At 53.2% G+C, this 17,222-nt stretch carries 5 protein-coding genes; 3 read left to right on the top strand and 2 right to left on the bottom strand.

Translation table 11 applies throughout. The features are described 5' to 3' along the window. Nucleotides 1–119: 119 nt before the first annotated feature. Entirely contained in the window at nucleotides 120–1,748 is a 1,629-nt protein-coding gene (locus K3T83_RS44180; RefSeq protein WP_444544570.1) for an ISL3 family transposase, read from the bottom strand. A gap of 119 nt (nucleotides 1,749–1,867) precedes the next feature. Continuing rightward, nucleotides 1,868–2,596, bottom strand: a complete 729-nt coding sequence (locus tag K3T83_RS44175; RefSeq protein ID WP_220209519.1) for an FRG domain-containing protein — start codon at nucleotides 2,594–2,596, stop codon at nucleotides 1,868–1,870. Nucleotides 2,597–3,293: 697 nt separating this feature from the next. Between K3T83_RS44175 and K3T83_RS44170 the strand changes: the two genes are divergently transcribed. The 3 genes from K3T83_RS44170 (at nucleotide 3,294) to K3T83_RS44160 (ending at nucleotide 17,214) form a co-directional block, all read left to right on the top strand. Further along, a complete protein-coding gene (locus K3T83_RS44170) occupies nucleotides 3,294–4,469 on the top strand; it encodes a SpvB/TcaC N-terminal domain-containing protein (RefSeq protein ID WP_220209518.1) in 1,176 nt (391 codons plus the stop codon). A 56-nt stretch (nucleotides 4,470–4,525) separates the two neighbouring features. Then, a complete protein-coding gene (locus K3T83_RS44165) occupies nucleotides 4,526–11,140 on the top strand; it encodes a toxin TcdB middle/N-terminal domain-containing protein (protein ID WP_220209517.1) in 6,615 nt (2,204 codons plus the stop codon). 227 nt (nucleotides 11,141–11,367) lie between these two features. Further along, on the top strand, nucleotides 11,368–17,214 hold the full coding sequence (locus K3T83_RS44160) for a hypothetical protein (protein ID WP_220209516.1): 5,847 nt from the start codon (nucleotides 11,368–11,370) through the stop codon (nucleotides 17,212–17,214). The last annotated feature ends 8 nt before the right edge of the window (nucleotides 17,215–17,222 follow it).

Genomic DNA, 17,222 nt, shown 5'->3' with positions numbered 1-17,222 from the left:
CTGCACACTGCTTTCTCCACTCGCTCAAAAGAGGAAGAACGAGCGGACGAGAAGCTCTTCTTGTTCCTCACCGTGAGCTTGACCCCGTTTCGTGGATCTCCCGCAACTTTCGTGCTCGGTTAGGCAGCTTGTAAAAATCGTTGGTGTAACAAGGCAAACTTTTCACGGCCATACATGCTGCGCTTGACGTATTTAAGTTTATTGACCTGCCCTTCAACAGGTCCATTACTGTAAGAAAATTGAAGAGCGCCTTTCATCGCAGAATATTCTCTTTTCAAGCCTTCAGCAAAGGTCTGCAGATCAGGGACCTTGCTCTTCTCACATGCTTGTAGCCAGTTATCCAAGAGATCAGCTTGTTGTTCTCGTACCATCTCGAAAAACCGTTGTACCAGTTCATAAGTGGTATTGAGAGCTTCTACCTCACGAAGAAAGGCAAGCTTCTGTTGTTCTTGCACATTGAGACTGCCAGGATCACGTAACAGCAGCCAAGTGAGATGTCGAGGAGACTCTAATGGCTCAACCACCAGAGACAGGCTCTCTCCTTGTGCTGTTTCCATCATCTCTTCTGTCGAGAAAACCACTCCTTGTTCTGCCTGCACAACATCGAAGAATGCCTGACGTTTAGCTATTTCCTGTTGCGAAGAGTTGCGTCCCGGTTTCTCCAGATACTCTCGCAGCCAGGTGTTGACCACTTTGTATCCATGAGTAAATCCTTGTTGGCAAATCTCCTGCCAGAGCAAGCTGGCATTCTCACATCCTTCCTGCACACGTTGTTCTAGATACGGAAGGTACGGCTCCAGTCGAACGATGCGCCGACTTCTGTGAGCCGATCGTTCTGGGAAGGCTCCCGCGTAGACGAATTTGCGGACGGTCGTTGGACTCATCTGGAGTTGCTGCGCAATGGCGGCAATACTATTGCCTTGTCGGTAAAGTTCCACCACCTCTTCATACCATGCTTGACGCCGTAAGCGAGCTACCTGGGAAGCGGCAATTTCGCTGCTACTACGCTTTTTCTTGTACCGCGCACGAACAATGACTCCAGCGTCTTTTTGGCGCTGCTTCAAGCTGGCATGATTTCGGTTGACAATGCGCTGGACTACTTCGCGGACATTTTTGAGCACGTGCCACCGATCGAGCACTTGTTGGGCCTGTGGAGCGCCTTCTGTTGCCCCGCGCATATATTCACTGGATCGATCTCGACTGATAAATTCGATGCCGGGATGCTCTACCAGCCACTGGGAAAGGGTTTCAGCCGTGCGCTCGGGGAGCAGATCGATTGGACGATGCGTGGACAGATCAACGATGATCGTGCCATACGTTTGCCCACGGCGGAGCGCAAAATCATCCACGCCAATGGCCTTGGGTGTCTTTGTAATGGGCAGTTGGCCGCCTTTGACCAGCCGTAAAAGGGTATCAGGACTAGTGAGTATTCCAGCATCTAAGAGCAGACGAGCCCCTGCTTCCCCGCTCAGAGCGAGAGAGAAGGCATACAGGAGCCGAGTCAGCCTCACCGTTCGCTGGGCTGAGACTGCAACCAGTTCCGGCAACCGTTCCACAAACGTCTGACGAGGACAGTCTTCATTCTGACAGCGAAAGCGCCTGACGGAGAGTTGGAGGTGTACTGAGAGACCACTACTCGGGAGATCATAAGGTGAACGCATGTAAGAGCTATGAAGACGCTTGCTCGTCTTCCCACAAGAAGGACAAATGGCAGTTTGACTAGTAGAGACAGCAGTAATGGTCAGCATGCCCTCAATATGAGTGGTTTGCTGGATCTCAAAACCTGGAAGCAGAAAGGGAATATGGGACAAGATAACCACCTTGAAGCAATGTTTGATCGAAAATGTTCCTCTATCTTTTTTACGAATCAGGGTTGTATTGGAAGCACGAAAGTTGCGGGAGATCCACAAAACTGGGACAACAACAGATTTATAAAGTCATATGTAAATGTTAGCAGGTTGCCCTCAAAGCTCTTTTGTAGATCACCCGGACAAAGAAACAAGCCTTGCTGAATGGTGAGCCGCTCGTTCATCCGAAACGGTTGTAGCGGCGCGACAAACTGGATCGGCGGATCGGTGAAGAACACTTCACGAAACGTCTCTGGCCTTCCAAGAGATTCATCTGGGTCCATTTCCTTCATCCGTCCAGTTGACATTATCTGTTGTATAGCTTGTTGTTTGCACCATTGCAGATCAATCGCCCAGAGGGCGCAGTTGCCTCCCGGGTCGCGAGGTTGATCTAGCGCAAAAAACAGCGCTACATACGGCGACTTGGTCCAGTCCAATAACCGAGTGGGAGCACCATGATGCTGCAACAACGCTAACCATTCGAGGTAGTCGTCTTTAGCTGGCGGATCGGAGATGTAATGATGCACTCGGCGCTGAAATGTGGTTAACAAATATTGCTCTGCTACTACAGGAGGGATTTTCAGATCCAGACGTTCGAGTGAAGATTGGAGGCTCCATTCTTCTTTACCGACCCCACGAAACGCCCAGGATGCTGTGAATGATGTCCCGAAGTACATGTTGAGTTTCTCTTGCAAGTCGAACCAACTCAACGTAGAGATCGGATTTACGTTGGCATTGACTCCGTTCATCGATTTCTTCCTCTCGCCTTTTCTCTAATGTTTCCCTCTATGCAGGAACAGTTAATTAGCCCATAATTCGGATGCCATTCCGAATCTGGTGGTGTACCACTTTAGCTATTTTTGACTATCGCACCCAAAAGGTAAAATAAGGAACCATCAATTATTCGTTCCTCCAAATGATCCAGGTATTTATCTTTGGACGAAGCTTCACGAAGTACATGAGTAGTGATGATTCTGGCTATTATAATGACGAAGGAAGTATGGTATTTTTGGACGGGGCTTCCCTAATAAATGTCTGGAGTAAGCCTCTTTGGGTCAATCTCACATGTGTATAACATAGATTGAGAGGCAATATCTGCATTCTGTGACCTCTGGCATCTCTCCATTTTCATTGGAGAGACCCACATCACTTCCAATTACCTCCCCTTTTCCGCTCGCATGCCAATGGCGTCACGTCGCTTGACCACCGAGTTCGCAACATCGCAACTTGTCGATTATCTGCGGTATAGTTGCATATAGCTGCATATTGAGATGAACTAAGTAATAAAAGTACATATGCGAAAAAATATTCCCCCTTTCGTCTATCTACTATGCTGGGCAGAACAATTGAGTTGACATCTTATCCCTACATCAACAGCAGAGAGGACAAAATTTTATACCAGGGCCAGTGAGAAGAAGTGTATAGTTCAGAAAAAGGAACTATGTCATGCTCGCTAACACTACCAGCAACTCGAACCAGGACGAAAATAACAGATCTGGCAATAACCAGACAAGTCCTCCAAGCATATCCCTTCCCAGGGGTGGGGGAGCTATTCGCGGTATTGGGGAAAAATTTGCTGCGAACCCGGTTACGGGCACAGGGTCGATGACAGTCCCCATTGCTACTAGTCCAGGCCGCTCTGGGTTTGGGCCACAGCTTTCGCTCTCTTATGACTCCGGCACAGGCAATGGACCCTTCGGCTTCGGCTGGCATCTTTCACTCCCTGCTATCACCCGCAAAACAGATAAGGGGCTTCCACGCTATATCGATAATGAGGAGTCAGATGTCTTCATCCTTTCCGGTGCTGAAGATCTGGTCCCGGTTCTGATTCGAGTTGGTGAAGAGTGGCGACGCGCTGCTACTGAGCGAACGGTGGATGGCATTACCTATCGCATTCAGGAGTACCAGCCCCGCATCGAAGGGTTATTTTCTCGTATTGAGCGCTGGACGAATCTGCAAACAAACGAGATTCACTGGCGCTCTATCACACAGGACAATATTACCACGCTGTATGGCAAAGACAAGAATTCCAGAATTTTTGATCCGACTGACCCTGACCCAGAACGTCCACAACATATTTTTAGCTGGCTCATCTGCGAAAGCTATGATGATAAGGGCAACGCCATTGTCTATACGTACAAGGAGGAGAATTCTGAGGGCGTTGATCTATCCCAGACGCACGAGAGCAATCGCACCCCTGAGAGTCGTTCCACTAATCGTTATCTGAAGCGCATCACCTACGGCAATCGCACCTCGCGCCTGACTCAGCCAGACCTGAATCAGGCCAACTGGATGTTCGAGGTCGTCTTCGACTATGGCGAGCATGACGAGCAGCGTCCGCAGCCGGGTGATATGGGCAAATGGCTCTGTCGCCACGACCCATTTTCCTCGTACCGTAGCGGCTTTGAGGTCCGCACTTACCGCCTCTGCCAGCGCATCCTGATGTTTCACCATTTCCCTGATGAGGAAAGCGTCGGAGAGAACTGCCTGGTGCATTCGACGGACTTTACCTACCAGAGCAGGCGCAGCCACCCTGACGATCGCAAGAAAGGCAATCCTATTGCCTCATGTATTGCCTCCATCACACAAAATGGCCACAAGCGACGGGGGACGGTTATCTAAAACGTTCTCTGCCGCCGCTTGAGTTCGAGTACAGCCAGGCCATCATTCATGAGGATATGCGAGAGATCGACGCCGCAAGCCTGGAGAACCTGCCCTTTGGATTGGACGGCAAAGCGTACCAGTGGGTAGACCTGAACGGCGAAGGCGTCTCCGGCATTCTGACGGAGCAGACTGACGCCCTGTTTTACAAACCGAACCTGGGTGATGGACATTTTGGCCCAATACAACGCCTGGCAACGCAACCCTCTCTGACTGCGCTCGGCAGCGGACGGCAGCAATTGTTGGATCTGGCGGGCGATGGGCGTGTCGAACTGGTTCAGTTCAGTGGTCCGGTGGCAGGCTTTTATGAGCGAAGCACTGGGGATGGCTGGCAATCGTTCCACACCTTCGCTTCCTTGCCGGATATTAACTGGTCCGATCCCAACCTGCGTTTTGTCGATCTCACAGGAGACGGACTTGTTGATGTCTTGATTACCGATCAGCAGGCCTTCATCTGGTATCCTTCGCAGGCACAACGCGGCTTTGGAACCGGGAAACGCACCTACAGCAGCTTGAACGAAGAAAAAGGGCCGACACTTGTCTTCGCCGACGGTGAGCAGTCCATCTACCTGGCCGATATGAGCGGCGACGGGTTAACTGATCTGGTGCGTATTCGTCATAGCGAAGTGTGCTACTGGCCCAATCTCGGCTATGGTCGCTTTGGAGCCAGAGTGACAATGGACAACGTCCCCTGGTTCGATACCTTCGACCAATTTGACCAGCGACGTATTCGCCTGGCTGATATCGACGGGTCAGGCACGACGGATGTCATTTATCTCGGACGCGAGGGGGTCAAACTTTTCTTTAACCAGGCTGGCAACAGTCTGAACCAGCCACGCGTGTTGTCCTGGTTCCCTCGCACTGATACCCTCTCCTCCGTCACGGTCGTTGATCTGCTCGGTAATGGTACTGCATGTATTGTCTGGTCTTCACCGCTGCCAGGAGACGCGCCCCAGCCTATGCGCTATATCGATCTTATGGGAGGTCAAAAGCCGCACCTGTTACGCTCGGTCAAGAACAACCTGGGGGCGGAAACATATGTAACCTATGCCTCCTCCACACGCTTCTACCTGAAGGATAAAGCTGCCGGGCATCCCTGGATTACCCGCCTGCCATTCCCTGTCTCGGTGGTGGAACGGGTGGAAACCTTTGACCGTGTCAGCCGCAACCGCTTCGTTACCCGCTATATCTATCATCACGGTTCTTATGATGGCTACGAGCGCGAGTTTCACGGCTTCGGCATGGTGGAACAACTGGACACCGAAGAGTTCGCCGCCCTCACCAGTCACAATGAACTATCTCCCGCAACCAATATTGACAAGGCGTCTCACGTGCCGCCGGTTTTAACGAAGACATGGTTTCATACTGGTGCCTATCTTGAGAACCGCCTGATTTCCCGGCAATATGATGAAGCCTACTATCAAGAATTTCATCTGGGAGAAGAATTCCCAGCTTTTTCCCCTGCACAGTTGCAAGCGATGTTGCTAGACGATACCATCTTGCCAGGAAGTATCCGTCTGAGTGGGGAGAACCGCTTGCCGTATAACCTGACAGATGATGAGGCGCGCGAAGCTTGCCGCTCTCTGAAGGGTTCAATCCTGCGCCAGGAAATCTACTCGCTTGATGAGAGCGAGGAGGCGGAGCACCCCTATAGCATCTCAGAGCGCAATTATACCATTGAAATGTTGCAGCCACACGGTCCCAACCGCCACGCTGTATTCTTCACCCATGCTCGCGAAACCATCAATTTTCACTATGAGCGCAAGTTGTTCCGAGTAGATGGCCGATGGCTGGCTGATCCGCGAGTCAGCCATACTATGATGCTGGCAGTGGATGATTTTGGGAATATTCTGCGCTCTGTCGCGATTGGCTATGGTCGCCGTCATGACGATCCCAATCCTCTGTTAACCGAAAGTGATCGAGAGAAGCAAAGGCGCATCCTGCTCACCTACACCAAGAACCGCTACACCAATCCCATCCAGGAAGAAGATGCCTATCGCAAGCCGCTGTTGTGTGAAACGCGCACCTACGAACTGTACCATGTCACGCCCGACTCGCAGCAGCCCCATGTCACAAATCTCTTCCGCTTTAACGAAATGCAGCGCAAAGTAGCTGCCGCCAGTGATGGATACCACGATCTTCCCTACGAGGATATGAGCGGCAGCAGCGCGCATATAAACCAGCCTTACCGTCGCTTGATCGAACTTACGCGCACGCTGTATCGCCGCGATGATATGAGCGGCCCGCTGCCGTTGGGCAAAGTAGAGACGATGGCCCTGATCTTCGCCAGCTACAGGCAGGCTTTCACGCCAGATCTGCTCGCAGAGGTATACAGGCGCAAGCGCAATGGTGATGTGGAGGACTTATTGCCCGATCTGGTTGCTATGCTTGGGAATGAAGGAGGGTACATTCAGAGCAACGAGTATAAGACAACTGGCTGGTTCCCACATGACGATCCCGACGATACATGGTGGACGTTTTCCGGGCAGGTTTTCTACTCTCCAGACAGCAACGATACTCCCGCTCAAGAGCGAATATATGCCCAGCAGCACTTTTTCCAGCCTCATCGGTACCAGGATCCCTTCGGACAGACCACCACGGTCTCCTATGACTACTACGATCTATTGCTTTTGGAGACACGCGATGCTATGGGGAACCGCATCACCGCCGGAGTGCGAGACCGTGATGGCAAGTTGCTGATGGCAAGTCTCGATTACCGTGTGCTCCAGCCCACACTGATCATGGATGCCAACCGCAACCAGGCTGCTGTCGCCTTCGACGCGCTCGGCATGGTGGTAGGCACGGCAATCATGGGCAAGCCAGAGGAACACCTAGGCGACTCGCTCGACGACTTCGAGGTGGATTTACCAGAAGACGTCATTGCTGCCCACGTGGAAGACCCATTTGCCGACCCATACAGCATTCTCCAGCACGCCACGACGCGCCTGCTCTACGATCTGTTCGCTTACTGGAAGACGCGCAATACCCCGAACCCGCGCCCCACATTGGTATACACAATGGTGCGGGAAACACATGATGCCGATCTGGCACCCGGCCAGCAAACGAAGATCCAGCATAGCTTTTCGTATTCTGACGGCTTTGGACGTGAGATACAGAAAAAGATGCAAGCGGAGCCAGGACCATTGGAAGAGGATGGGCCGGAGATCAAGCAGCGCTGGGTGGGCAGCGGCTGGACCATTTTCAACAACAAGGGCAAACCCGTGCGCCAGTATGAGCCGTTCTTCAGCGACACCCATCGTTTTGAGTTCGCCAGAAAAGTCGGGGTCAGCCCTATTCTGTTCTACGACCCGGTCGAGCGCGTGGTCGCTACCCTGCACCCCAACCATACTTACGAGAAAGTCGTCTTCGATCCCTGGCAGCAAACGACCTGGGATGTCAACGACACTGCCCTACAAACAGAGCCGCAGGACGACCCGGATGTGGGTGATTTCTTCCGCCGCCTGCCCGAAGCCGATTACCTACCAACATGGTACACCCTGCGCGAAAATGGCGCGCTGGGTTCACAGGAGCAGGACGCAGCGCATAAGGCGGCAGTGCATGCAAGGACGCCGACCGTTGCCTATTTCGATACGCTGGGCCGCACCTTCCTCACTGTCGCTCACAACCGCTACGAGCATGACGGCACGATCAGCGAGGAAACGTTCGTGACCCGTATCCTCTTTGACATTGAGAGCAACCAGCGCGAGGTCATCGATGCCCGCAACCGCGTCGTGATGCGTTATGACTACGACATGCTGGGCAACCGCATTCATCAAGCTAGCATGGAAGCAGGCGAGCACTGGATGCTGAACGATGTCGCAAGCAAACCCATCTATGCCTGGGACAGCCGGAGGCACAGGCTCCATACTCTCTATGATGCTCTTCGCAGGCCAATCGAGGTACACCTGAATGAAGACGCCAGACAAGCATTGCTGATAAACCGTACTCTCTATGGCGAGAGCCAGGATAGCCCTGCAACAAGGAATCTGCGTGGAAAGGTATACCAGACTTTCGACTGTGCGGGCGTAGTCACTAGTGACGAGTACGATTTCAAAGGCAATCTGCTGCACAGCAGTCGCCAGCTTACCGTTGATTATAAGAACATTCCCGACTGGTCGGCACAGGTGGCGCTGGAAGAGCTAATCTACAGCAGCATCACCTACGACGCGCTCAACCGTCCCGTCACGCTGACATCGCCGGATAACAGCATTATCCGCCCTGCCTATAACGAAGCGAATCTGCTGGAGCGTCTCGAAGGGAACCTGCGCGGCGAAGCAAAGGTGACGACCTTTGTCAGCAACATCGACTATAACGCCAAAGGCCAGCGCACGCTGATCGAGTACAGTAACGCGGTACGGACACATTACGAGTACGATCCAGAGACGTTCCGCTTGAAGCGCCTGCTCACCCTGCGTGGCACAGCCTTCCCAGACGACTGCCCGCCCCATGTCCGCTCGCACTGCGGCGTGCAGAACCTCCACTACACCTATGACCCGACCGGCAATATCACCTCTATCCGAGATGAAGCGCAACAGGCCATCTATTTCCGCAATCGGAGGGTAGAGGCCAGCGGCGAATACACCTATGACGCAATCTATCGATTGATCGCGGCAACGGGGCGGGAGCATCTTGGACAGGCGGCAAACGGTCATCTCGTGCCGATACCGACTAGCCCCACCGATATGCCTCGCGTGGGCCTTTTACAACCGGGCGATGGTAACGCGATGGGCCGCTACCTCCAGCAGTACGTCTATGACGAGGTAGGCAATATCCTGAAGATGATTCACAGTGGCAGCCATCTCGTCAATCCTGGCTGGATGCGCACCTACACCTATGACGAAACCAGCCAGTTAGAGCAGGGCAGGGTCAACAATCGTCTGAGCCAGACGCACGTCAGTAGTGAACAGATCGAACACTACACTTACGACGCCCACGGCAACATGACCAGCATGCCCAATCTGCCGCTGATGCAGTGGGATTACCGGGATCAGCTTCAGGCCAGTGCGCAACAGGTGGTCAACAATGGTGGCGTGCCAGAAATCACCTACTATGTGTATGACACCAATGGACAACGGGTGCGTAAAGTAACCGAGCATGCCCTCACCTCGCAGCAGGCCGCAGCCGGACAAGCGCCAACACGCATGAAGGAGCGCATCTACCTGGGCACCTTTGAGATCTATCGTGAGTATGCTGGAGACGGCAGCACCGTGACGCTGGAACGCGAAACATTGCATGTAATGGATGACAAAAATCGTGTTGCTTTGATCGAGACGCGCACGCAAGGAGATGATGATTCACCGGAACAACTTATTCGCTATCAATTCAGCAACCATCTCGGCTCAGCAATGCTGGAACTGGATGAGCAGGCGCAGATCATCTCATATGAGGAGTATTACCCTTACGGGAGTACATCGTATCAGGCTGTGCGAAGGCAGACGGAAGCGCCTGAGAGATATCGTTACACCGGAAAGGAGCGGGATGAGGAGAGTGGATTGTACTATTATGGGGCGCGGTATTATGTGTGCTGGTTGGGGGGGTGGGTGAATTGTGATCCGAAAGGAACAGTGGATGGGGCGAACATTTATGCTTTTTCACGAAGCAACCCTATTCGCTTCCATGACCTTGATGGAACACAAGCGATAACTCCGCATCCACTTGAGGAAGAGGCCCAGGCGAGTCTCCCCGAGGTACATGGAACACCTCGAGAGGAAGAGTTGCAGATGACCATTCCTGAAGAGCATCCCGAGATCATGAGTATGCTGCCGCCTCCAGCTCCTCCGTCGCAGATGCCACTGGCAGCGGCCTCTCCATCAGGTCCTTCTGTACCAAGCGAGGATCCGTGGTGGCGATTTACCTACCCAGCTTTCTACTATCAGACAGGACAGCATGACATCTTTCAACCCGTTGGGCGGTATGAGTCGGGCTATGTTGCCTGGAATATCATTGCAAATCTATCCCATTCCCTTAACAACCTTGCTACTATTCCATTCAATGCGCTCTCTGAAGCGGCTGCATTACCAGATGAAGCCATTCGTGCTCTTGGTGGTAGTGAAACGGATGTAGAAGCATGGCATTTTGCATCCATGATGATTGGTGTTGGTGAAGTCAACGCTCTCGCCGAAGCATCTGCGGCAAGTAGATTGACCAGTGAAGCCAGATTTATCGAGGAGGCAGTGCCAGTCATAACAGCAGATTCTAAAATTGCAGCATCAAGCGCAGCTATTTCTCCTACTATTGTCGATGCAAATGTCTTAGTCAAAGCAAGCACAGGTAATCAGAATGCGTTAAACGCAATTCGTGCTGGTCAGCCAACTGTAACATTCAGTCAACTTCGTGAATTCTTGGATGTAGAGAACGAGGTACAGCAGACGCAGAGAGCACAATTTCTTCTCGAAGAAGGTATCACGCCTCTGAGTACACAATATGGACAATTGAGTAATCCAGAGATGCGAAATTTATTCTGGCGTATAGCATGGCAACAAGGTGCAGGAGATACTACAGCAGATGCTGCATTAGTGATACACGGCATTCAGACCGGTTATTCGATTGTTACTGGTGATCAAAGACTTATCAGGTTAGTCCAACAAACGTTGAAGATACCGAACGTTTCTTTTACTCCTGTAACTTGGTAAAACTAGCCGATTGGCAATAATGACAATTTTAGAAAGTGGATCTGCTTAAAGAGCCAACGAGAAGGAGTGGGAACTGTGCTTAACCTGATTACACACTCTCAACCCTATAGTCTTATAACGAGTTGAGCACAAATCGAATCAATGGTTCGTTCACACGTATCTAGAAACCCTGGTTATCTTCGCCTGGGCGAATGCTGTGAATGTTTTGAACAGCAGGAGGATTTGCAATGGCTGACTATATTGTTATTCGACTTACGCCGCCGTCACCGGTGGACGGGGCTACCTTTGCCGCCTATCTCGATGATCTCCATATTCAGGTGTTCCCGGCAAATCTTCCGCTTGGCACACCACCACAACCTCTCGGTTCAGCAGTATACTCCTCGCCGCTGATATTGATCCCGGCCCCTGGCGTACTTCAAACCTATCTTGGGATCGCGTCAAAACTCACAGCAGCGCCGACTGCTCAGGTTGGACCGAACGATTACGGAACGGTGCTGGAGTTTGCCTCTACCGAGGGTATTGCCGTTGGTTCGTGGCTCTTTAGTGCCCAGGATCATAGCCCCTTTGCTCCCGGTATCACCGTCATCGAGGTAAAGGAACAATCGGTTACGCTTAGCAATTCTCTCCCCAACTATGTGCCAGCAGGTACGACTGCATCGTTCATCTTGGATTACGGGAATGTCGCACCCTGGATCACAAATCCTCCTGCTCTCTCCTTCGCTAAGAATACGAACGCTGCGATTGCAGCGGGAGCGACGGTCTTACAGTTCACCTCAACCGATGGCATCACGGTTGGGATGACGGTAAATGCACAGCCAGGTATTATCGATAACAACACAACCGTTATCGCAGCGAACCAGACCTCAGTAACGCTCTCCAGGCCGACTTTAAGCAATCTACCCCAGAATACTCCCGTCACTTTCACCTTCAAATTGAGTGCTGGAGTTATTCAGCAAGTTAACCCAGATGGCATCTCTATTCCTGGTTTCGGCTTCCTCGGCTACAACCCGGCATCCGTAGCTACAGCAATTATCGAGTTATCTGCGCCTCCACCAGCATACCTTGATATTTCCGTTGTCGCTTCACGGCATGGCATAAAGATTCCTGTCGATACCACCTTTTACGATGTACTGGTGAGTAGCGGCCCTCTGCCGACGCCTGATGAGTATCAGAATATTCCGTCACGTGCGACCAGTTTCTACATGACCCTTCCGGCTCCTCCTGCGAGCAAGAATCCGGTGAATCTGACGCAGTCGAGCAATGGCACCCCTCCTCCGTTCAACCAATTGCTGGCCGCGGTACAGAACGTGCTGAACGCCACGCCGGGTGGGCCACCAGCCCTGGAAACATTAACTGAAGCACAGTGCCGCAAGATCGCCTATGAAATTGTATGGAGCCAGCAGAAACCACTTCCGGCACCGCCCGACCCTCTCGGAGACCTCTATACCAACCCTCCTAACAATGGGGATTTACTAGATGGAACCAACCCGAATAAAAACGAGGGGGACCGCCAGCAGTTTGAGGGAGATCTCCAGAAGTATTATGCGAAACCCAACGCAGAAGCGGAACGACTGGTAGGATTCGTCTACTCGCTCTCGGCGGCCGTAGCCTGCTTTAAATTGAGCCAGCAGGCACCTACCGTGCGCTTCCAGTTTCCTATCATCGTCGATCAGAGCAAAGCAGCACCAGCGGGAGTTAAGGAAGGCGCCGTTCTGCTAACGAACGGGAATGCGCCCATGAACCCCGGTTTTGCTGTTCCCGTCGAGTACTTCTACGCACTGGGCGCTGGCCTGCCAACCCAGGTCACGCCGCAGCAGCAATACCAGATGGCCTGCCTGGCAAGCAAACAGCAGCTTCTGCCCAAACTGCATCATGCTATCGATACAGGCATCATCAGTGCCCCGGTGCTTCCTCCGAATCCTCCGAACCCAGAGGATCCCGATGCACCCACCATAACGCCAGAACAGGCGGTACGACAGTTGAACGCATTGGGCAAGATCAGCAGCACAGACCCGACAGGCGCGATTACTATCGACGACCTGCCATCTCTGGTTGGGGCATGGCTCGGCGTCACTGGCGACGATGCAGCCATCGATACCTTCTGGCAAACTGCTGTGACAACCTACAAGAGTGGCTACCTGGACCTGATTCTGTGTGTGGTGACTGGCGGCTTCCAAAAGTTGATCGATGCGATCAAGGCATCCTGGCAATATCTCGATGATGGAAATCTTAAAGTTCTTACGGTCGGAACGGTCCAGGATCTGATCCAGGTAACAGCGGAACAGTGGCATGATCTGTTTATTCCACCACAACCTCCACACACTCCACCGCCACCACCTCGGCTCGATCTCTTACCTCCTTTCATCGCAGCCGGAACTCCTGATCAGCGTGTGAAAGCCTTTGTCCGCCAGTTACAAAACTTCTTTACCGTCTCCTCGGGATCGACGGGGCCATCAACCCCAACATTGGGCGCTCCTCCAACATTTCCTGGACTCATGGGAGATCCCCTTCTCAGCTTCATCAACAACTATGGCTCTCTCACATTTGGCTCGGCCTTCCCATCGCAGCCCGCATTTCAGAATGCGCTCGATGCCACCTTCCAGGATGATGAGGCCGCTAAAGCGTGGTTGACGCAGGTGCTTGAAACAATCAACGACCTGTATATCATGACAGCAAAGGATGTCCTACCACCAGGCCAGCCTCCAGCGGCTGACCATCACAGCCAACCTGAATTGCAATTCTCTGTAATGGAAGCACTCTACGCTCGCGGGGTGACAAACCTGTATCAAGTGCAACATTCGACACTTGATAATTTCCAGGAGGCGCTGACTGGCACAATAGCCTACAACTATGCCGCGCAGATTTATCAGAATACTCAGGCCGAGAAGCAGCCGGGCGAGCCAGGAGATCAGGAATTCCAGCCGATCAATCCTGATGGCTGCCTCGTGAACTGCGTACCGCCGCTCTACCTCTCGCCGCTTGGCCCGGTGGCTTACCTGCATGATCTGTTGAGTCTCTCTGTTGCCTCTACCTGCGAGAATCCATTGCCGAAAGATGTTAAGCAGACGTTGGAGGATATGATTGCACAGCGGCGTGGCCCTCTTGGGTTGCTGCAGGTCACTGAGGCTAACCTTGAGACACCTCTGCCGCTCATCGACATCGTGAATGAGTGCCTTGAAGCCGTCGCCGCTCAGGTGCCAAGTCCTCCTGCCGGTGTTGTGCATAACACAGCTGGCGATAGGCTCGACGAACACAAACTCTGCGCGGTTGAGGATGACACACACGGTCACCACCACTCACACAAGCACAACAAGCACACCGAATCCTGTCACAACCCGGCAGCACTGTTTGAGACCGTGCCACAGTACTCCTCTCCGGCTACGCTGGTAGCTCAGGCGGGCGCTTATGACCAGCTGAAAAGCGATTTCTCCTCACCATTGTTGCCTTACTCCCAACCACTGGACATTTCGCGCTCTTACCTGCGACAGTTAAAGACGAGCCGCTACGCAGTGATGCGGAGATTCCGTAAAGATATCACCGAGTTCGTTCTCGATCCCGCTGGTGAGCCGGGCGACTTCCAGCGACATCTCTGGCGCTACCCGGTACGTATCGAGATTGCCAGAGAATACCTGGGCATCACTCCCGAAGAATATGACCTGCTCTTCACACAGGATATCGTCACGACACAAGCAGATAACCAGCTTCTGCTCTGGCAGGTCTACTACTTCGCTTCCGAAACGTTCGTAATCAGAGATACAGATGTGCATTGGACGCAAATTGTGGCCCAGGTTCCAGAATTCCTAAAGCGAACAGGCCTCTCGTACTGCGAATTCCTCGAACTGTGGAAGTCAGAGTTTGTGAAGTTCCGGTGCAGCAGTGAGCGGCAGGCTGACGAAAATGGGGCATTTCCTGACTGCGAGCCGTGCTGCCTGGACAATTGCTACATCGAGTTTGAGGAACCGGAGAACCCGGACGAAGCTCTCAAGCTGCTGGCCGTCTTTGTCCGTCTCTGGCGCAAGCTCCAACACGTAAAGAGCGCAAGATATTCGTTCACTCAGTTGTGCGACATCTGTAATGTCCTGAAACTATTTGATGGCGGCTCAATCAATCCCGACTTTATTCGCCAGCTTGCGGCGTTCCAGATACTGCGCGACCATCTGGGACTCTGGCTCACCAACAACACAGACCACATGGCTGCGACAGGACAGGCTGGAGCGGACAGGACGCATCTGCTGGCTCTGTGGGTCGGTCCAGGTGCCGACAAGTGGACGTGGGCTGTGCAGCAACTTCTTGATCGCGTTCAGCATTACGCACGAATGCGCCACCAATGCGGCCCCCGCCCGGCACACTTCATCAAGCTGCTGGCAGAGAACCTTGACCCGCTTTCTCAGCTCTCGGGTTTCGATCCCAACCAGCCCGCAGATACCTGGCACGCTCTACCCACCCACACCCTGCGCTTTGCCGAAGTTCTCTCCAAGATCTACGCATCCGATTTTAGCGTCGGCGAAATCCTCTTCCTGTTTACGGCAGACAAGCACCTGGATGGTGACGATCCATTCCCCCTACCGGAGGATAACGAGGCGCTCGATTTCCCCCTCGATTTTCCAGACGATGACGATAAGGAAGGGTTTTCGCTCCAGGCATTACGGCGCAAACTGCTGCACGTTCGCATATCGGAGGAGGAAGCAGAGCGATGGACATGGTGGCACATCGAGTCGTCGCTACGCTACGAGTTTGGCTATGAGCCGTCTGTCGGCGCGGACCCTCTGCTCTCCATTGGGGAACACTTCTTCCCCGATGTTCTCTCGGCCTGCGGCAACCACGTGGATATGAAGCAGCGACAGTATCGGGTTCCTCTTGCTGCTGTCAGCACCACCCCGGCCATGTGGAACACGCCAGATAGCCCATTCCGCTATGACACCGCTACGCAAGAACTCTGGATTCGCCTGCCGCTGATGGATGAGGAGGTGTTTGAGAAGCTGAGCCATATTCGGCAATTGAACCAGGAGGAACAGGACGCAGTTCAGAATCTATACTTTGCGCCTCGTGCCGATCTCGCCGCCTTCACGTTCATCTTCTCCAACTTTGGTACAGCAGTAGAGTACCTCGTCCAGGAAGATGACGAAGAAAAGCGTTGGTCCTACTTCCGGCATGCATTTGCCCACTGTCACGCTCGCAGCCACGTCATTGCCGAACACCTGACCCATCACGTGGCTGCCACGACCGGGCAGGAGCAGCCCGATGGAGTCAAACTCGCCTGGCGCTTGCTACAACATCTCTTTGCCGACGAGAATATGGCAACGGGTCCCTGGGAGGCAGATGACGGGCAGATACCAGACATCACCTGGCAACCCCGGCCAAATGGCGGTGCCTTCGCAGCACTGCTGGGGCTGACGGGAACTGGGCTGCTCGGCGAATTTCTCCCTGAAGACGGCAATCTTACCTGGCGTGAAGTACGAGGTCCAATGAACGCCTTTGGACATGAAAAGAATCGCTGGAATATTCCCGTGCCAACCGTTCTGCCATCGATGGACCTGAGTCTCTCGCCTGCCCAGGCGCGATTAGCCGGTATCCGCAACGGTTTTGCTATAAAGGGACGCAATGCAGAGCCACTCGGTGGGCCGGAAGGCTTCGGCGTGCGCTGGCAAGGCATCCTGCTCATCGAACACGAAGGCATGTATGAATTTTACGCTGGTGCACCGACACCCGAGGGGGAAAGGCCCGATTTCGAGGCCGCCGAGCAGCACGGGTGGTGCGTCACACTGCAACAGGGGCAGAAAACCTGGGTCGTCCTGGCTCATCACTGGCCCAACACACAGGCACCGGCTGCACATGCCGCACCACTCCAGCTCAAGCGCGGGGCCTATCAGCTTACCGTCGTATTTGTGCAACCTGAAGCGGTCTTCACCCAGGTGGAAACCTGTCCTCAGCATACCGGCTTCGAGGTGAAATATCGCGGGCCGGACAGTGAAGATCACCTCGTCGCCATTCCTCTCGACCGACTGTACCGTGATGAACAAGATGAAATACTGGGGCGGGAATCGAGAGAAGCGGCGCGGCCAATGCGTTCCTGAACCTGCAT

It is taken from the genome of Reticulibacter mediterranei, from assembly GCF_016587455.1.
Note: the sequence above shows the minus strand (reverse complement) of the source record. Positions and strands in the feature narration are given on the sequence as shown.

Bases quoted from the DNA above. Each gene is read 5' to 3' on its own strand.
- K3T83_RS44180 (WP_444544570.1), bottom strand. From the start codon at position 1,748: ATGCTGACCATTACTGCTGTCTCTACTAGTCAAACTGCCATTTGTCCT.
- K3T83_RS44175 (WP_220209519.1), bottom strand. From the start codon at position 2,596: ATGAACGGAGTCAATGCCAACGTAAATCCGATCTCTACGTTGAGTTGG.
- K3T83_RS44170 (WP_220209518.1), top strand. From the start codon at position 3,294: ATGCTCGCTAACACTACCAGCAACTCGAACCAGGACGAAAATAACAGA.
- K3T83_RS44165 (WP_220209517.1), top strand. From the start codon at position 4,526: ATGCGAGAGATCGACGCCGCAAGCCTGGAGAACCTGCCCTTTGGATTG.
- K3T83_RS44160 (WP_220209516.1), top strand. From the start codon at position 11,368: ATGGCTGACTATATTGTTATTCGACTTACGCCGCCGTCACCGGTGGAC.